The sequence below is a fragment of the Pseudodesulfovibrio sp. S3 genome (assembly GCF_004025585.1).
Classification (GTDB): domain Bacteria; phylum Desulfobacterota; class Desulfovibrionia; order Desulfovibrionales; family Desulfovibrionaceae; genus Pseudodesulfovibrio.
This window is the reverse complement of the sequence record NZ_QTZO01000002.1, coordinates 342484-359977: the sequence shown is the minus strand read 5'-3', so window position 1 is coordinate 359977 and position 17494 is coordinate 342484. Positions and strand designations below refer to the sequence as shown.

General features: G+C 59.4%; 23 protein-coding genes. 10 read left to right on the top strand and 13 right to left on the bottom strand.

Annotated features, from left to right (window positions below; all coding sequences use genetic code 11):
- Positions 1-109: 109 nt before the first annotated feature.
- Positions 110-1303 carry a putative sulfate/molybdate transporter gene (locus DWB63_RS03425; protein WP_128327409.1) on the top strand — a complete coding sequence of 398 codons (1194 nt, stop codon included), beginning with the start codon at positions 110-112 and terminating at the stop codon, positions 1301-1303.
- Between the two features lie 102 nt (positions 1304-1405).
- Complete coding sequence (locus tag DWB63_RS03420; RefSeq protein ID WP_128327408.1) at positions 1406-2257, top strand: uridine kinase; 852 nt, start codon at positions 1406-1408, stop codon at positions 2255-2257.
- 61 nt (positions 2258-2318) lie between these two features.
- Here the strand turns inward: DWB63_RS03420 and DWB63_RS03415 are convergent, their stop codons facing one another.
- Positions 2319-2525, bottom strand: coding sequence for a hypothetical protein (locus DWB63_RS03415; RefSeq protein ID WP_128327407.1), 207 nt, complete (start codon positions 2523-2525; stop codon positions 2319-2321).
- 92 nt (positions 2526-2617) lie between these two features.
- On the opposite strand from DWB63_RS03415, the gene DWB63_RS03410 reads away from it, so the two are divergent.
- Positions 2618-2962, top strand: coding sequence for a PadR family transcriptional regulator (locus tag DWB63_RS03410; RefSeq protein ID WP_128327406.1), 345 nt, complete (start codon positions 2618-2620; stop codon positions 2960-2962).
- A 20-nt stretch (positions 2963-2982) separates the two neighbouring features.
- Here the strand turns inward: DWB63_RS03410 and DWB63_RS17190 are convergent, their stop codons facing one another.
- From DWB63_RS17190 to proB, 3 genes are read right to left on the bottom strand one after another with little or no spacing between them, the layout of a single operon-like run.
- Positions 2983-3129, bottom strand: coding sequence for a hypothetical protein (locus tag DWB63_RS17190; protein WP_164879777.1), 147 nt, complete (start codon positions 3127-3129; stop codon positions 2983-2985).
- A gap of 48 nt (positions 3130-3177) precedes the next feature.
- On the bottom strand, positions 3178-4341 hold the full coding sequence (locus DWB63_RS03405; protein ID WP_128327405.1) for an MFS transporter: 1164 nt from the start codon (positions 4339-4341) through the stop codon (positions 3178-3180).
- Positions 4341-5501 (bottom strand): glutamate 5-kinase, encoded by a 1161-nt coding sequence (gene proB / locus DWB63_RS03400; protein WP_128327404.1) that lies wholly within the window; start codon positions 5499-5501, stop codon positions 4341-4343. The genes DWB63_RS03405 and proB overlap by 1 nt, the downstream gene beginning before the upstream one ends.
- 205 nt (positions 5502-5706) lie before the next feature.
- Here proB and DWB63_RS03395 point away from each other — a divergent pair, with 205 nt between their 5' ends.
- Positions 5707-7455 carry a hypothetical protein gene (locus tag DWB63_RS03395; protein ID WP_128327403.1) on the top strand — a complete coding sequence of 583 codons (1749 nt, stop codon included), beginning with the start codon at positions 5707-5709 and terminating at the stop codon, positions 7453-7455.
- Here the strand turns inward: DWB63_RS03395 and DWB63_RS03390 are convergent.
- Positions 7437-8336 (bottom strand): LysR substrate-binding domain-containing protein, encoded by a 900-nt coding sequence (locus DWB63_RS03390; RefSeq protein ID WP_241648587.1) that lies wholly within the window; start codon positions 8334-8336, stop codon positions 7437-7439. The two genes, DWB63_RS03395 and DWB63_RS03390, sit on opposite strands and share 19 nt — an antisense overlap.
- A 90-nt stretch (positions 8337-8426) precedes the next feature.
- Here DWB63_RS03390 and DWB63_RS03385 point away from each other — a divergent pair, with 90 nt between their 5' ends.
- Positions 8427-8813 carry a carboxymuconolactone decarboxylase family protein gene (locus tag DWB63_RS03385; RefSeq protein ID WP_128327402.1) on the top strand — a complete coding sequence of 129 codons (387 nt, stop codon included), beginning with the start codon at positions 8427-8429 and terminating at the stop codon, positions 8811-8813.
- A gap of 10 nt (positions 8814-8823) precedes the next feature.
- Here DWB63_RS03385 and obgE read toward each other — a convergent pair whose 3' ends face one another.
- The 8 genes from obgE to DWB63_RS03345 all read right to left on the bottom strand — a co-directional run bounded on the left by obgE (position 8824) and on the right by DWB63_RS03345 (position 13508).
- A complete protein-coding gene (obgE, locus tag DWB63_RS03380) occupies positions 8824-9852 on the bottom strand; it encodes a GTPase ObgE (RefSeq protein ID WP_128327401.1) in 1029 nt (342 codons plus the stop codon).
- 200 nt (positions 9853-10052) lie between these two features.
- The gene (rpmA, locus tag DWB63_RS03375) at positions 10053-10322 is read right to left on the bottom strand and encodes a 50S ribosomal protein L27 (RefSeq protein WP_128327400.1); all 270 of its coding nucleotides are present in this window, start codon (positions 10320-10322) and stop codon (positions 10053-10055) included.
- A 21-nt stretch (positions 10323-10343) separates the two neighbouring features.
- Positions 10344-10655: a 50S ribosomal protein L21 gene (gene rplU, locus DWB63_RS03370; protein ID WP_128327399.1), complete on the bottom strand. Its 312-nt coding sequence runs from the start codon at positions 10653-10655 to the stop codon at positions 10344-10346.
- Positions 10656-10787: 132 nt separating this feature from the next.
- Positions 10788-11519: a ComF family protein gene (locus DWB63_RS03365; RefSeq protein WP_128327398.1), complete on the bottom strand. Its 732-nt coding sequence runs from the start codon at positions 11517-11519 to the stop codon at positions 10788-10790.
- A 5-nt stretch (positions 11520-11524) separates the two neighbouring features.
- Entirely contained in the window at positions 11525-12124 is a 600-nt protein-coding gene (locus tag DWB63_RS03360) for a flavodoxin family protein (protein ID WP_128327397.1), read from the bottom strand.
- The gene (locus DWB63_RS03355; RefSeq protein WP_128327396.1) at positions 12121-12321 is read right to left on the bottom strand and encodes a hypothetical protein; all 201 of its coding nucleotides are present in this window, start codon (positions 12319-12321) and stop codon (positions 12121-12123) included. Before DWB63_RS03355 ends, DWB63_RS03360 begins: the two co-directional genes overlap by 4 nt.
- A gap of 45 nt (positions 12322-12366) precedes the next feature.
- On the bottom strand, positions 12367-12987 hold the full coding sequence (locus DWB63_RS03350) for an MBL fold metallo-hydrolase (RefSeq protein ID WP_128327395.1): 621 nt from the start codon (positions 12985-12987) through the stop codon (positions 12367-12369).
- Entirely contained in the window at positions 12978-13508 is a 531-nt protein-coding gene (locus tag DWB63_RS03345) for a nitroreductase (protein ID WP_128327394.1), read from the bottom strand. Before DWB63_RS03345 ends, DWB63_RS03350 begins: the two co-directional genes overlap by 10 nt.
- A 141-nt stretch (positions 13509-13649) precedes the next feature.
- Here DWB63_RS03345 and DWB63_RS03340 point away from each other — a divergent pair, with 141 nt between their 5' ends.
- The 5 genes from DWB63_RS03340 (at position 13650) to DWB63_RS03320 (ending at position 17470) form a co-directional block, all read left to right on the top strand.
- Positions 13650-14204 (top strand): sigma-70 family RNA polymerase sigma factor, encoded by a 555-nt coding sequence (locus DWB63_RS03340; protein ID WP_128327393.1) that lies wholly within the window; start codon positions 13650-13652, stop codon positions 14202-14204.
- Positions 14201-14773 (top strand): glycogen-binding domain-containing protein, encoded by a 573-nt coding sequence (locus DWB63_RS03335; RefSeq protein ID WP_128327392.1) that lies wholly within the window; start codon positions 14201-14203, stop codon positions 14771-14773. Before DWB63_RS03340 ends, DWB63_RS03335 begins: the two co-directional genes overlap by 4 nt.
- Positions 14757-15524 (top strand): hypothetical protein, encoded by a 768-nt coding sequence (locus DWB63_RS03330; protein ID WP_128327391.1) that lies wholly within the window; start codon positions 14757-14759, stop codon positions 15522-15524. The genes DWB63_RS03335 and DWB63_RS03330 overlap by 17 nt, the downstream gene beginning before the upstream one ends.
- A 94-nt stretch (positions 15525-15618) precedes the next feature.
- Positions 15619-16575, top strand: coding sequence for a tetratricopeptide repeat protein (locus DWB63_RS03325; RefSeq protein ID WP_128327390.1), 957 nt, complete (start codon positions 15619-15621; stop codon positions 16573-16575).
- Between the two features lie 52 nt (positions 16576-16627).
- Positions 16628-17470 (top strand): helix-turn-helix domain-containing protein, encoded by an 843-nt coding sequence (locus DWB63_RS03320; protein WP_128327389.1) that lies wholly within the window; start codon positions 16628-16630, stop codon positions 17468-17470.
- Positions 17471-17494 lie beyond the last annotated feature (24 nt).

Sequence of the window (17494 nt, the reverse complement as noted above, 5' to 3'; positions counted from 1 at the left end):
GCGGATTGTCCTTCAAAGGCCCGCCTAAGTCAACAGATTGAAGTTGCGTGTCCTGTGTAGAATCTGTAAATTCTTCGTAAGTTATGTGAAATCTACACAGGACAACCATATGAAAATCAGCTTCAACAGGATGGAATGGGCCGGGAGCATGGGCGACCTGGGGACACTTCTGCCCCTGGCGTTCGGCATGATCATGATAAACGGGCTGTCCGCCACCGGATTGTTTTTGACCGTGGGACTCATGTATGTCGTGGGCGGGACCTATTACAGGGTGCCCATTGCCGTGCAGCCCATGAAGGTGGTGGCCGCCTACGGCATTGCCATGGCCCTGTCTGCCGAGGTCATTACCGCTTCGGGCATGCTCGTGGCCGTGCTGCTCCTCTTCCTGGGCGCCACGGGCCTGGTGGATGTGGTGGCGAGAATCGTGCCCAAGCCGGTCATACGCGGTGTGCAGTTGTCCACCGGCATCCTTCTGCTGTCCAAGGGCGTGTTCCTGATCGTGGGCAAGAATCCGTTGCAGGTCATGCGCGGGGCCGTGGAGCCTTTCATGACGGTCCAGTCTTTGGGGCCGGTGCCCATGTCCCTGGTGTCAGGTGTACTTTTTGGACTGATAGCCCTGTTCCTGTTGCGCAGCAACCGCTATCCGGCAGGGCTGGTTGTGGTCGTGACCGGCGCGATTTTCGGTGTTGCATTTGGCGCGTGGCGGGAGCTGACCGTCATTCAGCCGGGGCTGTATCTGCCGGAAATCCTGCCTTTCGGCATCCCGTCCGGCGCGGACTTCAGCTTCGCCCTGCTGGCCTTGGTGTTACCGCAGATTCCCATGACCATGGGCAATGCGGTCATCGCCAACCGGGACCTGAGCTTCGAGTATTTCGGCCACGAGAGTCGGCGCGTCACGGACAGGGCGCTGTGCATCTCCATGGGGCTGGCCAACGTGTTCTCGGCCATGGTGGGCGGTATGCCCGTCTGCCATGGAGCAGGGGGACTGGCTGCGCATTACGCCTTCGGTGCCCGCACTCCCGGTTCCAATCTGATCATCGGCGGGCTGTTCATCGGACTGGCCGTGTTCCTCGGAACCCAATCGATCAATGTGCTGCATCTGCTGCCCATGGGGGTGCTCGGAATGCTGCTTTTCTTTGCGGGCGCACAGTTGGCTCTGACCATTCAGGACGTCCAGACGCGTTCGGGGTTGTTTATCATGATGGTCATGCTCGGCATCACCATGGCCTCGAACCTTGCCTGGGCCTTCGGCGTGGGAATCTGCATGACCTATATAATTGAAAAGGGGAAGATCAGCATTTAGCATGGTGCTGTCTCGTCGAGAACGAGAACGACCTTGTCTTTATTTTTATGGACAGGTAAAATAGTACTCTCACGTCAACAACACTGATCCGGAGGGAAACACATGGGCAAGCTGATCAAGGAAAAGGGCGCGAAAGGCCGGTTGCATATAGACACACCGCTGCTGGGAGAATCCCTGGTTGGCAAGGCCCTGCTCAGGACCACCGAGGCAACCGAGTATTTTCGGATGCAGCCGGATGTCAACGTACTCAAGATCGGCGGCCAGTCCATTATGGACCGCGGCGCAAAGGCGCTGTTCCCCATTCTGGATGAGCTGGTCAAGGCCAAGGAAAAGCACAAGATCCTGCTCATGTGCGGCGGCGGAACCCGTGCCCGCCATGTCTATACTATCGGTATTGACCTGGGCATGCCTACCGGCGTCCTGTCCAAACTCGGCGACAAGGTGTCCGCCCAGAATGCGGAGATGCTGTCCGTCCTGCTGGCCAAGCACGGCGGGGCCATGATCGGCCACGGCGCGCATCTGGAGCAACTGCACATGTACTGCCAGCTTGGCTATATACCCATTACCACGGGCATCCCGCCCTACGGGTTCTTCGAGCATCCGGCCGAGATCGGTTCCATCCCGCCCCACCGCACCGACTCCGGCGCCTTTCTGCTGGCCGAGAACATCGGCGCCAGGTCGCTCATCTATCTGAAGGACGAGAAGGGCATGTATGAGAATGACCCCAAAAAGGCCAAGAACGTAAAGGATCTGAAGTATTTTGATAAGATTCATGTGGAAGAACTGATCGAGATGGACCTGGAAGACCTGATCGTGGAGCGCCCGGTCCTGACCTTCCTCAAGAACGCCAAGACGCTGAAGTCCTTCCAGATCATCGACGTTCTCCGGCATCCCGAACATTTGATCCCCGCTCTTGACGGGGAGCATGTGGGCACGATCATTTACAAGGATTGAGTCCGGGCATCAGACGCAAAAAAGACCGGGAGCTATATGCTTCCGGTCTTTTTCTCTAGAGCTATTTTTTTTTGCCCTCGGCCCCTTCGCCGTCCCGAGCCAGGTAGATAACCTCGGCTCCGGTAATCTCGGCGATCTCCTTGAGTTCGCATTTGCGGATGCGTTTGGCATAGAGCTTGAGATCCCCGCCCTGGACGCCCACGACCTTGAATCTCGGTTTCTTGGTTCCCTCATCGGCCCTCTGACGCTCACGTACGAATATTTTCATAACTGCCTCCTTGGTGTTGTGCCTTCGTGGATTGTTGTCTATACTGTTTATATATCCTCTAAGCACATATAGTCAAGAAGGACTTTGCACAAATGTCGAAAAAAGTGGGCGGCGGAAAGCCGCAAAGATACGTTCAGTCCTCTTTGCTCATGGCCTTGAGCAAAGGGCCTTCCTATGGATACCAACTTATCCAGTCCATCGGCGAGTTTGGGTTTCTGCGCGGCGATGCGCCACCCGGTATGATTTATCGGCATCTTCGTCAGATGGACGAGGAGGGATTGGTTACTTCAAATTGGGATGCAGAGGGCGACGGTCCGGCCAAGCGGGTCTACTCGGTCACACCTGAAGGGCTTGAGGTTCTGGAGGCCTGGATTCTGCACATGGAGAAACAGCGGGATCGGTTGGACGCCTTTATCGAGCGGTATCGGCAGTCATAGCTCTTTTTCTGACAGGGAGATCAGGCGAGAACCCGGCGGTAGAGGGCGCGTTCATAGCACCACGTCACTGCGGTTGCCGTCCCGTGGGCCAGGCCAAGGGTGCGCAGTCTGCAGTAGACGTGCAGCGGATTGAGTTTGTGTTGTAAGCGCGAGCGTATTCCGGTCATGTCTTCTTATCGGATCGATCCGAGTCTCATATTAGGGGTGGGTGGCCGCTAATCGGTGTTTTTGATGAAAAACAGGGCGATGATCAGGATGGTTGCAGCACTCAATAGGCCGCTCCAGAAAACGGCGTTCATGCCGAACATGGCATAGACGCCCCCCATGAATACGGGGGCCAGGGTCTGGGCCAGTCTCAGGATCAGCCCGTTGACGGCCATGAATGCGCCGCGTTGTTCCATGGGGGCGATACTGGCCAGCATGGTCATGACGATGGGGATGTTCAATCCCTGGGCCAGGCCGAAGCACATGACCGCCGGGATGGTCAGCAGCAGGCTGGGGGCAAGGGGGATGAAGAGCATGGTCAGGGCGTAGAACACTGCGGCCGTGCCCAGAAGGGTGCGCTGGCCAAACCGGGTGGTGAGTTGCCCCAGTTGGAATGCGGCGATACCGGCGAAGCCGGATGACACCAGAAAGACCATGCCTATGGCAGGGGCCGAAGCCTGGAACCGGACGCTGAGCAGCAGCGGCAGGTAGGTGACGACGGGGCCGTAGAGGATGATGAAGGTGAGCAGCGTGGTGGCAAAAAGGCTCAGTGCCTGTCGTGTCTTCATCATTTGGAAGGCGTCGTTGAAATAGTCCTTGAGGCTGCCGTTTTTTTGCGGCTCCGGTGTCTTCATGAACAGGGATATGGCCAGTCCCATCGGGATGGCAAGCAGGGGGAGCAGGAACGGGTAGTTCCAGCCCAGCAGGGCCAGAAGACCGCCCAGCGCCGGGAATCCCGCCGTGCCCATGGCAAGCACGCTGGCATTGTAGCCCATGGCCTGTCCGCGTTCCCTGCCCTGATAGAGGTCTCCGATCATGGTCCCGTAGAGAACGCCCAGGGGGCCGGCTCCGATGCCCTGGAGAAAACGCAGGACGAGCAACTGTTCTATGGTCTGGGCAAAGAAGCAGGCAAAACCGAATCCGCCGAAAATGAAAAGGGACGGGACCAGAATGACCTTGCGTCCCACACGGTCGGCCAGAATGCCCACCAGGGGAGACACGAGCACGCCCGGCAGGGTGAATGCGGAGATGACCAGCCCGATCTGAACCGGGCTGATGTTGAGGCCGACAATGATGTCGGGCAGCGCGGGGATGATGGACGAGACCCCGATTATGGCCATCAGCGTGACGCCGAAGACGAACTGGAGATTCCTGTCGAGATAGAGCCTTCGCATCAAATGGCCGCATCCAGGAGCATGTTGTCGCGGTGGACAGCCTCGTCATGGGGAAGCGGGCCGAGAATGGCGGCCAGCTCGTCCGTGCGTTTTCCCTTGATGCGGGTCAGTTCGTCCGCCGAAAAATTGGACAGTCCCACGCCGAGTTGATCGCCTTCCAGGGTCTTGATGAAGATCAGGGCGCCGCGCTCAAAACATCCGTCCACGTCGGCGACGCCGATGGGAAGGAGCGACTTGCCCTTGGCGAGCAGGGCGTTTGCCGCCCCCTTGTCCACCAGGATGGCACCGGACGGGTTGTCGTGGTAGGCGAGCCAGAATTTCTTGCTGGAGACGGTCCTGTCCTCGGGCAGGATCAAGGTGCCGCCTTCACCGCCCTTGAGGACGTTCAGGATGTCGAATTCACCCCTGCCGGACACGATCAGGGTGGGGACGCCGAGTTGGGCCGCACGTCGGGCCGCACGCAGCTTGGAATACATGCCGCCCGTGCCCACGTTGGTCTTGCCGTCGCACATGGCCTCTATGTCCAGCGCGCTGATATTGTCGATGGTGGGGATGGGTTTGGCCTCCGGATGAGCATCCGGGTTCTGGTCATATACGCCGTTTGCGGACGTGAGATTGATGAACAGGTCCGCTCCGATCAGGCCGAGGCACATGGCCCCGAGGGTGTCGTTGTCGCCGAATTCAAGCTCTTTGGTGGATACGGGATCGTTTTCGTTGACGATGGGGATGACACCCCATTCCAGCAGCCGTTCCATGGTGTTGCGAGCGTTCAGGAATCGTTCCCGGTTCTTCAACCCGCTCCGGGTGAGCAGCATTTGGGCCGTGATCTTGCCGTGCCGTGCAAAGGCCTCGTCATAGTCGTGCATGAGCCGTCCCTGGCCGATGGCCGAGGCGGCCTGCCTCGATGCCATGTCCCTGTTGTTCTTGCTCTTCGTGCTGGTGCGTTCGAATATGCGTTGCCGTCCTGCGGCCACTGCTCCCGACGAGACCAGGACCACGTCCAGCCTCAGGTTGACAAGGGCGGCGAGTTGGTCGGCGAGTCGGTTGATGGCGTCGCAGTTCAGTCCGTCCCCGGTGGTCACCACGGCCGAGCCGACTTTGACCACCACACGGCGGACATCATTGAGCAGGGTGTCTCTTGTTATGCGCGAGTTCGTCATGGGGCGCACGGTACTCCAACTGCCTTTCAGTCGCAAGGCTGGTCTTTGAACGAATTTCGGGATGTTGTCTGTCGGGTATTGTGATTAAAGAGTAAAATTCACGTTATGTTAAGCTGGTCTAAAGTTGCATGAACATGTGTCGATATAACGTTCATATCGAATTGGTGGACAAAACGCATGTCCACACCGTCCTCATGGAGTAACAATGGTCCAACCCCTTGACGCCGCTTCGTTTTATACTCTGACCGATACCGAATCCGCCAAGGCCGTTCGCCGGGAATCCGAGACTGCGGCCGTTTCTGCGCCGCAGTCTGATGTCGTTACCATCAGCGAGGAGGCCATCCAGCGTTTCAAGGCTGAAGTGGCCAATTCCGTCATGCTCCGCGCAAGTGAGCAGGCCGCGGAGCAGAAGGAGTCGCCCTGGAAACTGCCTTCAGGTAAGAACCATGCCGAACATTCCCTGAAGAACGGGCACACCGAGGTCATCGATATCGACGGTGATCGTCTTGAAATCCGGGAGTATGACGGAGACCGTCTGGTTAAATCCGTGGAAGGGACCATGATTGATGGCCGTGCCACCATGGACACCACCTTTTATGATGAGAGCGGTCAGGTCAGTCAGACCATTCATGCCGAGTTGAATGAACTGACCGGCAAGAACAAATGGACCGGTGCCAGGATGACCCGGTCGGTGGAGTGGTTCAAGGACGGAAAGTCAACGCGGACGTTGAATGACGAAATGTTTCTCCAATCAAGGAGCTATGACGGGCAGTCAGCGGGCCTTTCCGTGAACACCTTGAACAAGATGACCGATGTCAGGGCCGACAATTCCGAAGACCTGGTCAAGTACCTGACCAGCGAGGATCACATTGTCGATTACCATGCAACCATCCAGGAATTTCACGAGAACGGCCGACTGTCCAAGAACATGGTTATTGAGCAGTCCGGCAAGTACGCGCAGGCATCCAACCGGCATATGGTGAAGGTGGGCGGCATGGAGCCTCTCAGCACCAAAGAGCTGAGCCATGTGAGCAAGTTGATCATAAATACCTCGGACTACGACGAAGACGGCGAACTGCTGCGCGAGGCCTCGGTTTCGGATGTGCAAAAGGACGGCGTCGGTCAAGACAACGGGACTCAACTCCAGACAGCAGACGTTTCCTGGTACAAAGGCGGCGAGCTGGTCAAGCGGAGCCACGGCTCATTTAAGGTAGATGAGAGCGCCAGTTGCGGGTTGATGCACAGGCCGGGCATTCTGGACCTGCTCGGCATGAAGCCCGAGGAATACCTTACCTCCGAACCGCAGGAAGCCGTGGAGCTGCTCGGCCGCAAGGCTCTGGACAGTTCGGCGGAAGCCTCGTTTTTCATTGACGGTCTGGCAGAGGGCATTGCCAAGGGCGAATACGGCACAGCTACCGCCACCAGTAAATACGGTCACAAGGATCGGCCCTACTCTGCGGACTGGACCACAGAACTCTATGAAGAGGGCGAGCTGGTCATGCGCAAGAAGGACAGCGAACGTGCCGTGGACGCGCCCGACAGGGGCATCGACGATCGTTTGTCCTTCAGAACCGGAGGGGGGTTGAGCGATGGTGATCGTCCCGTGGTTCTTGAGCAGACCGATCATACTGTGGAGCTGTTGCAGGACGGGGAGACCACTGCAATGGAATCCCTGGAAGCCAAGGAAATACTCCAGCCCAGTGAGGCCGGACCTGATACCCTGATGACCCTGGCCGACTACGACCGACTGAGCGCTGACGGCAGGGACGGTTTGAATGTTTTCTATCAGGGCGGTCTGGACGAGGCCGACCCCGACGCCCATGCCGCTGCCCGTTCCATGGGTGAAGAGTTCGATCTGACCATGGATTCGGTTTACGAAATGTACAAGTCCGTGCGCGGTGGCCTGGAGGCCGGACTTATGGACAGTGTCGTCCGCTATGCGCCTGTTGGGTAGTCTCTGCTTTCAGCGAGGTGTTCCAGAAAGGCCTTGACGGGCGGTGAATGAGGCCCTTGCCGGACGATTGTCTGGAATTCCAGCAGCGGCGTGTTCCCTGTAAAGGGGATGAAGGCAACATCCCTTCGGCCTGTTTCGGCTGTGGATCGCGGCACGGGCGAGATGCCCAGTCCAGCCGCCACCAGGGCCACGGTGGCGTGTTTGGTGATCACTTCCTGGGCCACGTGCATGTGTGCCCCGGCCCCGGCCAGGAGGGCTGCCCAGGCATCGAACAGCATGGGGTTGAGCTGCCGGGGGAACATGATCAGCGGTTCATTGTCCAGCATGTGCGGCTCTATGAGCGGCTTCCCGGCCAGAGAATGGGTTGCAGGCACGGCCAGCACGTATTCTTCCCGGTGGTAGGGCAGGCACTCCAGTTCGACAGGGGGCACCTCCATGCGCCGAACCACTCCCATATCCAGACCCTGTTCCCTGACCAAGTTGACTAACTCCGGCGTGGATTTTTCGTGCAGGTCCAGAGCGATGCCGGGCTGCGTCCGGCTGAATTTCTTGAGGTCATGGCCCAACGGACCGTCTATGGCCGGGCCGATGAACCCGATGCGCAGCCTGCCGATGCGTCCCAGGCCGGTGTCCACGGCCTGCCGGCGCGCAGTTTCTATGGACCCCAAGATAAGGCGGACGTCATTGAGCAGGCACTGACCGGCCTCGGTCAGGCGGACAGAACGTCGGTCGCGGATGAACAACTTGACTCCGAGATCCTCTTCCAGGGCCGATATCTGTTGGGACAGTGGCGGTTGGGACATGTGCAGCCGTTCGGCCGCCTTGCGGAAATGCAGGGTCTCGGCAACAGCCAGAAAATAGTGCATCTGTCGGGTGTTCATTGCTGATACTTAAATCATATCACAGGGCATGAAAAGCAATATTGGACGTCTCAAGATTCCATGACCACAGTGGTGAAAAAGGAGGTTGTCATGGACAACGAACGGTTTGAACGCGGAATGGAGATGTTGCGCCGGGTGGATGGCGAACTGGGCGATCAGGTGGTGGCTTCCCTGGAAGAGGTGGCCCCGGACCTGGGCAGGCTCATGGTGGAATATGCCTTCGGGGACATCTATTCCAGGCCGCAACTCGGTCTCAAGGAGAGGGAGTTGGTGACCATCTCGGCCCTGGCGGCCAAGGGAGCATGCGCTCCCCAACTCAAGGTGCATATCAACGGCGCGCTCAATGTGGGCTGGACCCGGGAGGAAATCGTCGAGTGCTTCATCCAGTTGACGGTCTATGCCGGGTTCCCGGCGGCCCTGAATGCCCTGTTCACGGCCAAGGAAGTCTTTGCGGAGCGGGACAAGGCCGAGATGTGACGGACCGGGGTTATTCCCCGGCCATTGCGGCGCGCTGCTTCCACATTTCGTCAAGCAGCGCGTCCACTCCGTCTCCGTGAAGTGCGGAGATGAAGAAGACCTTTTCCCCGGTTGCCTCGATCTTGGCCTTGATGTCGGCCAGGTCCTCTTCAGACAGGGTGTCGATCTTGTTGATGACCTTGATTTGGGGCTTTTCGGCGATCTCGGCGTTGTACTCGCGCAGCTCCTGATTGAGCATGTCGTAGCCGTCGATGGGGTTTTCGCGGTTCACGTCCTCGGCAGCCAGGATGTGCACCAGAAAGCGGGTGCGTTCCACGTGCTTGAGAAAGGTGATGCCCAGGCCGCGTCCTTCGGATGCCCCTTCGATGAGTCCGGGAATGTCGGCGATGACCATGCGCTCGAAGTCGTCGTTCTCGATGACCCCGAGGTTGGGGACAAGGGTGGTGAACGGGTAGGCCGCGATTTTGGGACGGGCAGCGGAAATCTGGGCGATAAAGGTGGACTTGCCCGCAGAGGGCAGGCCGAGCAGTCCCACGTCGGCCAGGATTTTCAGCTCCAGGCGGATCTGCTTTTCCTCGCCCGGCAGGCCGGGTTCGGCATAGCGCGGGGTGCGGTTGGTGGAGGACTTGAAGTGCAGGTTGCCGCGTCCGCCGCGTCCGCCCTTGCAGATGACGATCTCGGTGCCGTCTTCCACCAGGTCGGCGATGAGTTCTTCACGGACGTTGCCGTCCTCGTCCTCGATGAGTTCATAGACGAGGGTGCCCACGGGCAGGTCGACGATCATGTCGTCAGCGGCCTTGCCGTAGCGGTCTCGGCCCATGCCCTGCTCGCCGTTCCTGGCACCGTAGTGCCGCTTCAAACGAAAGTCGTAGAGCGTCATCAGGCGTTCGGAACCCCGGAAAATGAGGTCGCCGCCCTTGCCGCCGTCGCCGCCGTCAGGGCCGCCCTTGGGTACGTTGGCTTCACGCCGCAGGCTGGCGCAGCCGTTGCCGCCCTTGCCGGATGCCACCTTGATGGTCGCTTCATCTACGAATTTCATAACGATTCCTTATTACACAGGTTGGCATATGAGCGCCAGATGCCGGGAGAAAAAACACGGAATCGAGGCGTACCTCGTACACCTGACTGATTCTGGTCTTGTCCTGGGGCGGCACCGGCGGCCATTCGCAAACCCGAACGCAAAAAACGGGCAGGGAGCATTAGTACTCCCTGCCCGGTTCAAATGCTGTTTAACGAGAACTAGGCCTCGGCGGGCGTTACACACACGCGGGTCTTGACGACCTTTTTGCGGGTGTACTTCTCGAATTTGACGAAGCCGTCGATCAGGGCGAACAAGGTGAAATCCTTGCCCATGCCGACGCCGTCGCCAGGGTGAAATTTGGTGCCGAGCTGACGAACGAGAATGTTGCCAGCCAGAACTTCCTGACCACCGAAACGCTTCACGCCACGCCGTTGACCGGCGCTGTCGCGACCGTTTCTGGAACTACCACCAGCTTTCTTATGAGCCATGTTATCCTCCCTTCCAGGCCGCTAGGCCTTGATGGACTTGACTTTCAGTTGGGTGTAATCCTGGCGGTGACCCTGGGTCTTGCGAGCGTCCTTTTTGGACAGCTTGTGAAAGACCACGATTTTTTCGCCGCGGGTGTGGCCCAGAACTTCGCACTCGACCGCTGCACCTTCGATGTAAGGTGCGCCGATCTTGGTGTCGCCGTCCTTGTCAACCAGGAGAACGGAATCGATGCTCAGCGCATTGCCGGCATCTGCCTTGATCAAATCTACATTAAGTTCAAGACCTTCTTCAACGCGGTATTGTTTCCCGCCGGTCTCGATGATAGCAAACATATATAAAACCTCCAATTCGTAAGAGGAGGCAACCTAGCCGCAACCATTGGTAGAAGTCAAGTCCTGATCCACCTTTTTTCAAGTTTTTTTACTGATTCGTGCTGAAGCGGGCAATTCATATATTTATGTGGCTCATGTCGGCTCCTGCAGGGCGCGAGCCAGGACCAATACGTCCACGCCGCCGGCTCCGGCTCGCATCAGCGTGCGTGCGCATTCCCGCAGGGTGGCTCCGGTGGTGTAGACGTCGTCAACAAGCAGCACGCGCTTGTCTTTGACCTGTTCAGGGGCCGCGTAAAAGGCGTCCTTGATGTTGACCTGACGCTCCTTGAGCCCGAGGCGCGTCTGGGGCGGCGTGTGCCGCGTGCGCGTCAGTCCGTTTCCCAGGACCGGCTTGCCGATGTTCCGCGAAAGGCTGCGGGATACCTCCAGGCTTTGGTTGAACCCCCGCCACAACAGCCGCCGATGGTGCAGCGGCACCGGGATAATGACGTCGGGAACTCGGGCCTGCCTCTTGTGGAAGGTTTGGGCAGCCATGGCCGCCAGCAGGCGGGTGTGGCCGAAACGGTTGCCGAATTTGTAGGAGATGATCAGCTCGCGCATGAGCCCGGCATACTGTCCGTGGAAATGCATGGCGTCCCATGGCGGCGGGTTCAGACGGCAATCCGGGCACTGGGAGGGCGGGGCGTCCTCCTGTCCGTGCATGAGGCCGCAGGTGGGGCAGAAACCGCCGGTGCGGAGCGGAAGCCGTTCAGCACACAGGGTGCAGAGGAGCTGACCCTGATCGGCCAGGACCATGCCGCAGACAGGGCAGCGCACAGCGGTCAGGCCGAGCCTGCGGGCAAGGGACAGGGCCGTTCGAAGCATGGTTGTCAGTCCGCCGAGTTCCAGACCTTGCGGCCGAGTTCGATGATCTGATTCTCATGGTCGGTGCGCTGGCCGAGGTCCTTCCTGCTGTCCACGCCCCGGAAGGTCAGGGGAGCGGCCAGATCCATGTTGAAGTTCTGGACAAAGTACTTGAGGGTCAGGCGGGCTCCGTCAAAGAGCTTTTCGCCGGAGGGCTGTCCTGCCACAAGCACGGCATGGGCCGTGCGGGCGGGCATGTCCGCCACCCATGGCTCGTTGTCCAGGCGGGCCTGCCAGAACTGCTGGCCGCGATCTATCCATGTCTTGAACCGGGAGGGCAGGTGATAGAAGTATATCGGTGACGCGAAGAGCACGGCTCTGGCGGTGAAGAAGTGCCCGAACAGTTCCCAGGCCTGATCCTTTTGGCCAAGCACGCACCGCTCGACGCCCTCGCGTCCCGCCGTGTCGCAATATCCGCAGGCCAGACAGGGGAGTATGTCATGGTCGCGAATGTACAGGATTTCAGCCTTTCCCCCGGCATCCTGAACGCCCCTGGCAAGCAGTTCGGCCGCATGATCCGAGTTGCCGTGTCGGTGGCTGCAGGCGAATATGGCGGCGTATGTCATGCTGTCTCCTTTCCGTAGCGCGGTTTCCTGCGGGTGATGACGGCCAGCGCATGGTCGTCGAATTCCTCGAACTCAAAGACCCAGTCCGGGAAGATGTGTTCTTCGTGGCGTACCTGGGCGGCTGCCTTGAGGGAAACTTGGGCCTCGATGCGGTCTGCCTTGGCGAAACGGAGATACCAACCTACCTCCAGTCCCACGCCTCAGCACTTGTCGCGGATGTCGATGCGGACGGCTTCGCTCATCTAGAACCCTCCGAAGAACGGGTTGTGATTTTGTTCGTCGCCAACTGTGGTCTCGGGTCCGTGGCCGGACAGGAGCCGGGTTTCGGGCGGCAGGGTGAATATGTGCTTTTTGACCGACGCCTTGAGGGTGTCCAGGTCGCCGCCGGGAAAGTCCGTGCGACCAATGGAGCGGTAGAAGATCAGGTCGCCCACAAAGGCGGCACCCGCTTCCGGGAAGTAGAAGGTCAGGCTGCCTTCGGAGTGGCCGGGCGTATGGAATATCCGGCACTCGGCTCCGGCAAAGGTGATTTCGCCCGGCTCAAGGTGTTCCCATTGGTAAGGGGCGATGAGGGGCAGGCCCATGTCGCCGCCCTTGCCGAGCCATGTGTCCAGGAGGGAGGCGTCCTTCTTGTTGGCCAGGATCGGCGCGCCCGTGGCGTCGTGCAGGGCCTTGTTGCCCGCAGTGTGGTCGAAGTGCAGGTGGGTGTTCAGGATGTGGGTCAGGGTCAGGCCGCCCGCCTTGAGGTGGGCGAGAACTGCGGCCGGGTTCCCGCCCGGGTCCACGGCGATGGCCTTCTGACCGTTGGAGAGTACGTAGCAGTTGGTCTCCAACTGGCCCAGGGGAAAGGTCTCTATGTGCATTGAAAATCCTCCAGCATGAGTTCGGAAAGTGGCTTGCGGTCGGAGCTTCCTTTCTGGTCGGGGTGTCCGAGGGCGATGACGGCTTGGAGTTCATATTCTTCAGGGGCTTTTCCCAGCACGCCCAGGGTGGCGGCCTGGTCGTTGACGATCTGGCCGATCCAGACCGCGCCCAGACCGAGGGCGTGGATGGCCAGCAGCATATTCTGGATGCAGGCCCCGACCCCCTGGTGGTCCTTCATTTCATTGTACATGGCCGCCTTTTCCAGCAGCACGCAGATGCATGCGGAGGAGGCCCGGACAACGTGTGCATACTTGGTGCATCCGGCCAGCCCGGCATGGCGGGGATCGTCTCTGGTGACGACCATGAATCGCCAGGGTTGGTTGTTCAGTCCGCTGGGCGCCCATTGGCCGGCCGTAAGGATGGTGGTGATATCCTGCCTGGATACCGGCTCGTCCGTGAACTTGCGGATGGAGCGGCGGTCCAAGATGGCTTGCAGGACAGGGTTGTCGAATGTGCTCATGGTTGTGTTTTCCTCGCTGGTGAGTGTATTTGTGTAGCCTAGGAGAAGAAGACGGGCAAGTGGCTGTGACCGAAACCGGCCTGGCGACGTAGATAGTGTTGCAGATGAGTTGCGGCCCTGGCCGGGGCCGACGGGAAAGGAATGAAAGAGAAACGCGAAGCGGACATTGTACGGGAAGTGCTGCTGGGCAAGGTCCAGTCGTTCGGTGTGCTGGTGCAGGAGTACCAGCGTCCCGTGTATAATCTCATGCTGCGCATGGTGGGCGATGAACACACGGCAGCCGATCTCGCCCAGGAAGCCTTTACGCGGGCATATGAAAAGCTCGGAGCGTTCACTGTGGGAAAACGGTTTTTCCCTTGGCTTTATTCGGTTTCGCTGAACGTCGCTCGGGACTGGCTTCGCAAGAACGGGCGGGACAAGCTCCTGTTCGTCGAGGACGCGGCCGTCATGGTCCGGGTGCAGGACAGGCCGGATGACCAGGCGGCCATGCATGACCGGCTGGATGGCGAGAAGGCCTTTGCAGTGGTTCTCCGGCTTGATCCGAAATACCGGGAAGCACTGATGCTCAGGTACAAATATGATTTCAGCATGAAGGAAATCGCCAGCACTCTGGGAATCACCGTCAGCGGTGCAAAGATGCGCGTCAGTAGGGGATTGGACCTGGTCCGGCAGCAATTCGACGGGGGGGAGCAATGACTGAAGAACAAGTGAAAATCCGAATGGAAGATATCATCATACAGGGCATCAGGAATGCGCCCGAGGCCGATGCACCCCAAGGCTTTTCCCAACGGGTAATGGACGGTCTCCAGGCCAGGACTCCGTCCCTCTGGACCCGGGTGAAGCTGTGGCTGTTCAGGCCGCAGGTCCTCACCGTCAAACCGATGCAGGTTATACCTGCCGTGACGTTCGCCCTTGCCTTGCTGGCCCTGGCCGTCATCAAATGGGACACTCCGACCGGAGACACTGTTCCCCGATTGGCCACGGTCCGTTTCATTCTCCACGACACGAATCAGGAGGCCCGCAAGGTTTCCGTCATCGGGTCGTTCAACAACTGGCGTGCGGAGCGTTCGGTCATGTGGTACAATGGCGAAACCCAGGCCTGGATACTTGAGGCCCAGCTTCCGCCGGGCGATCATGAGTACCTGTTCCTGGTGAACGGGGAAAGGCTCGTTCCCGACCCCGAAGCTCCCATGACCCGCGACGACGGGTTCGGAAACCGGAATTCCATTATGTTTGTGAACGTGGAACATGAACACGCGTTGTAGTCTTTGCGGTCTGGCGACCCTGGTGCTGTGCATTGTTCTCGGAGTGCAGCTCGCCTGGTCCCAGGACCAATCCCTTGTCGATCTTGCCGATCGTGCCCGCAAGTGCGGGGTCTTTTCCGAGACCGTGGACCGGGTTCTGTCCTCGGTTTCCTCCGGCGTCCTGGCTGAATCCGATGCGCAGAGCCTGCTCTCGCCCCTTTTGGAGGCGTGTGAGACAGGACTGCCCACGGCTCCTTTCGAGGACAAGCTTGAAGAAGGGTTGTCCAAAAGCGTCGCGCCGCCGCTCGTGGTCCGCGCCCTGGAGCGCAAGCTGGAGGAATACACCTTTGCCCGGTCGCTGCTCGACGGCCGCCTTGTTGCGCCTGATCCGAGACCGCTCGTGGTTCTCGGGGAAGGCCTCTCCAAGGGGACTCCGCGAGAGGATGTCCAAGCCTATGTCGTTGATTTTTCCTCCCAACCTCCGGAACCCTTCCTGACCGGGGCAGAAATGACGTCTCTGCTCGGTCAGGTGGGGTTCGACTACGATCTGACCCGCTCCATGCTCCAGGCCGGATTCGATTCAAAGGGATTGACATATGAATGGCGTTTTTTCGTTCGCCTGGTCCTGGTTGCCCGGCAGCGGGGCCTGACCGACGAGGCCATTGCCGGGGGAGCTGTCCAAGTCCTTTCCGCAAACGGTTCCCTGAGCGATGTCTCCGCCCGTCTCGGTTTCACCAGCCGCAGCCTGACAGGACGGGCATCATCAAATTAACAATTCTTGATAAAGATGTGACCCGGGGTGTAGTGTGTCGGTATATTCAATTGGAAGGGGAGCAAGCCCCGGACCAACCCATGGGAGTCTTTGAGTGAAACATATCGTGGCGATGATATTGATCGCGTGCGTCCTGGGCGCAGCCGGTTGTGCCAAGGTCGTCGGGCCGTACTACCTCGAACAGGAACAGTACGAGGACGGGATCAGGGTTCTCGGAGAGCAGTTCCGCGAGAACCCCGGGGACGCTTCTTCGGCCTATTACGTAGGCAGGTTCTATCTGGCCATGGACCGGCCCAAGGATGGCCTTGCCTACCTGGAAAAGGCCGTGGCCCTGGAGCCGGAAAACGCGGATTACGTCTTCTGGACCGGGGTGGCCCATTGGGCGATGCTTGATTTCGAGCGGGAAAGGGCGGCCTATGAAAGGGCGATCAGCCTTGACCCGAAGCACATTTCAGCCCATCTCTACCTGGGACATGGAAACATGGACCGGGGAGCGTGGAAAGAGGCCCTGGCACACTATGACAGGGTCGTCGAACTGGACGCATACAACCCCGAAGCGCTTTTCAACAGGGCGCGCGCCCTGAAGGAGCTGGGGAGAAACAATGAGGAGATCGCGGCCTGGAAACGGTTCCTTGAGTACTATCCCGACGGGAGCATGGCCATGACGGCCACGGAGCAACTCAATCTGCAAGGGGACTTTTCCTACCGCAATCACATAATAGGTAAACGCAATGTCACGCTTAAGGGCATGGCGTTCAAATCCGGGACCGATGTCCTGAATGCCGACAGCAAGGCGTCGTTGCAGGTACTCAGCGCAATGATGCAGGTCAACGAGACCTTGACCGTGCACATAGTTTCCTTTGCTGCGGGCGATGCTGCCCTGGCCAGGGGACGCGCCGAGGCCGTACGTGACTATGTCCTGGCTGGTAATCCAGGCATTGGACCCAAAAGGCTGCCTCTGAGTTGGTTTGGAACCGCCGAAAAGGTTGAAGTGGAGGAGAGTGTTTTCTCCCTCGACGAATCGGTGACCTTCATTACCGATGTCCGGTAATAGCACTTGGAGAAATGATATGTGTACTATACTGAAAAAGTTAAGCCTATTGATGGTTATATTGCTTGTCGCACTGACCCTGGCCGCGCCTGCGGCCATGGCCCAGACGGATCCCGTGACCGACCCTGCAACCGGCGATGTGGTCGGGGACACGGGCGACCTCGCTGATCCTGCCGATGGCGAGGATGCCGGGGATACCGTTGAAGCCGAACCCGCCTTTGCCAATCCGGCTCAAGCCGCAAAGGCGGATGCACTGGCTGCGGCTGCTGCGGAAAATGCGGCGCAGGCCGTGGCTGACGCAGAGCAGGATGTGGCCGATGCACAGGCTGCCGTGGATGCGGCCAGTGATGCCCTGTCTGCCGCCCAGGCGGCAGAGGACGAGGAAGCCGAGGCCCAGGCAGCCGCCGATCTGGAAGCGGCCCAGTCCGCCTTGGAGGCGGCCCAGACCGCAGCAGACAGCGCACTCTCCGATGCAGCCTCAGTGAGCGCGGAGTCCATTGCGTCCATGCGTGACGAAGGCATGGGCTGGGGTGAGATCGCCCATGAACTGGGCGTGCATCCGAGCACTTTGGGCTTGGGGCACAAGCACCAGGTGCGGGCCGAAGTGTCCAGCAAGGGGTTGGGCAAGGAGATGGCCGCAGTATCCGCCCAGGCAGGTTTTGCCACTGGCCGCAACGTCAAGGAAGGCGTCTCCAAGACCCCCGGCGTTTCGGGGGGAAAGGGCTCCAAGGCCGTGGGGTTGGGACGTGCGTCTGCAAATTCCAAGAGCGGCGCCAAGGGTTCCGGCTCCTCCAAGGGTAATTCCGGCAACTCCAATGGCGGGGGCAAAGGCAAGGGCAATTCCGGCAACTCCAATGGCGGCGGCAAGGGCAATGGTGGCGGCAAGGGCAAGTAGCGGCCTGGCCGAACATGCAACCTT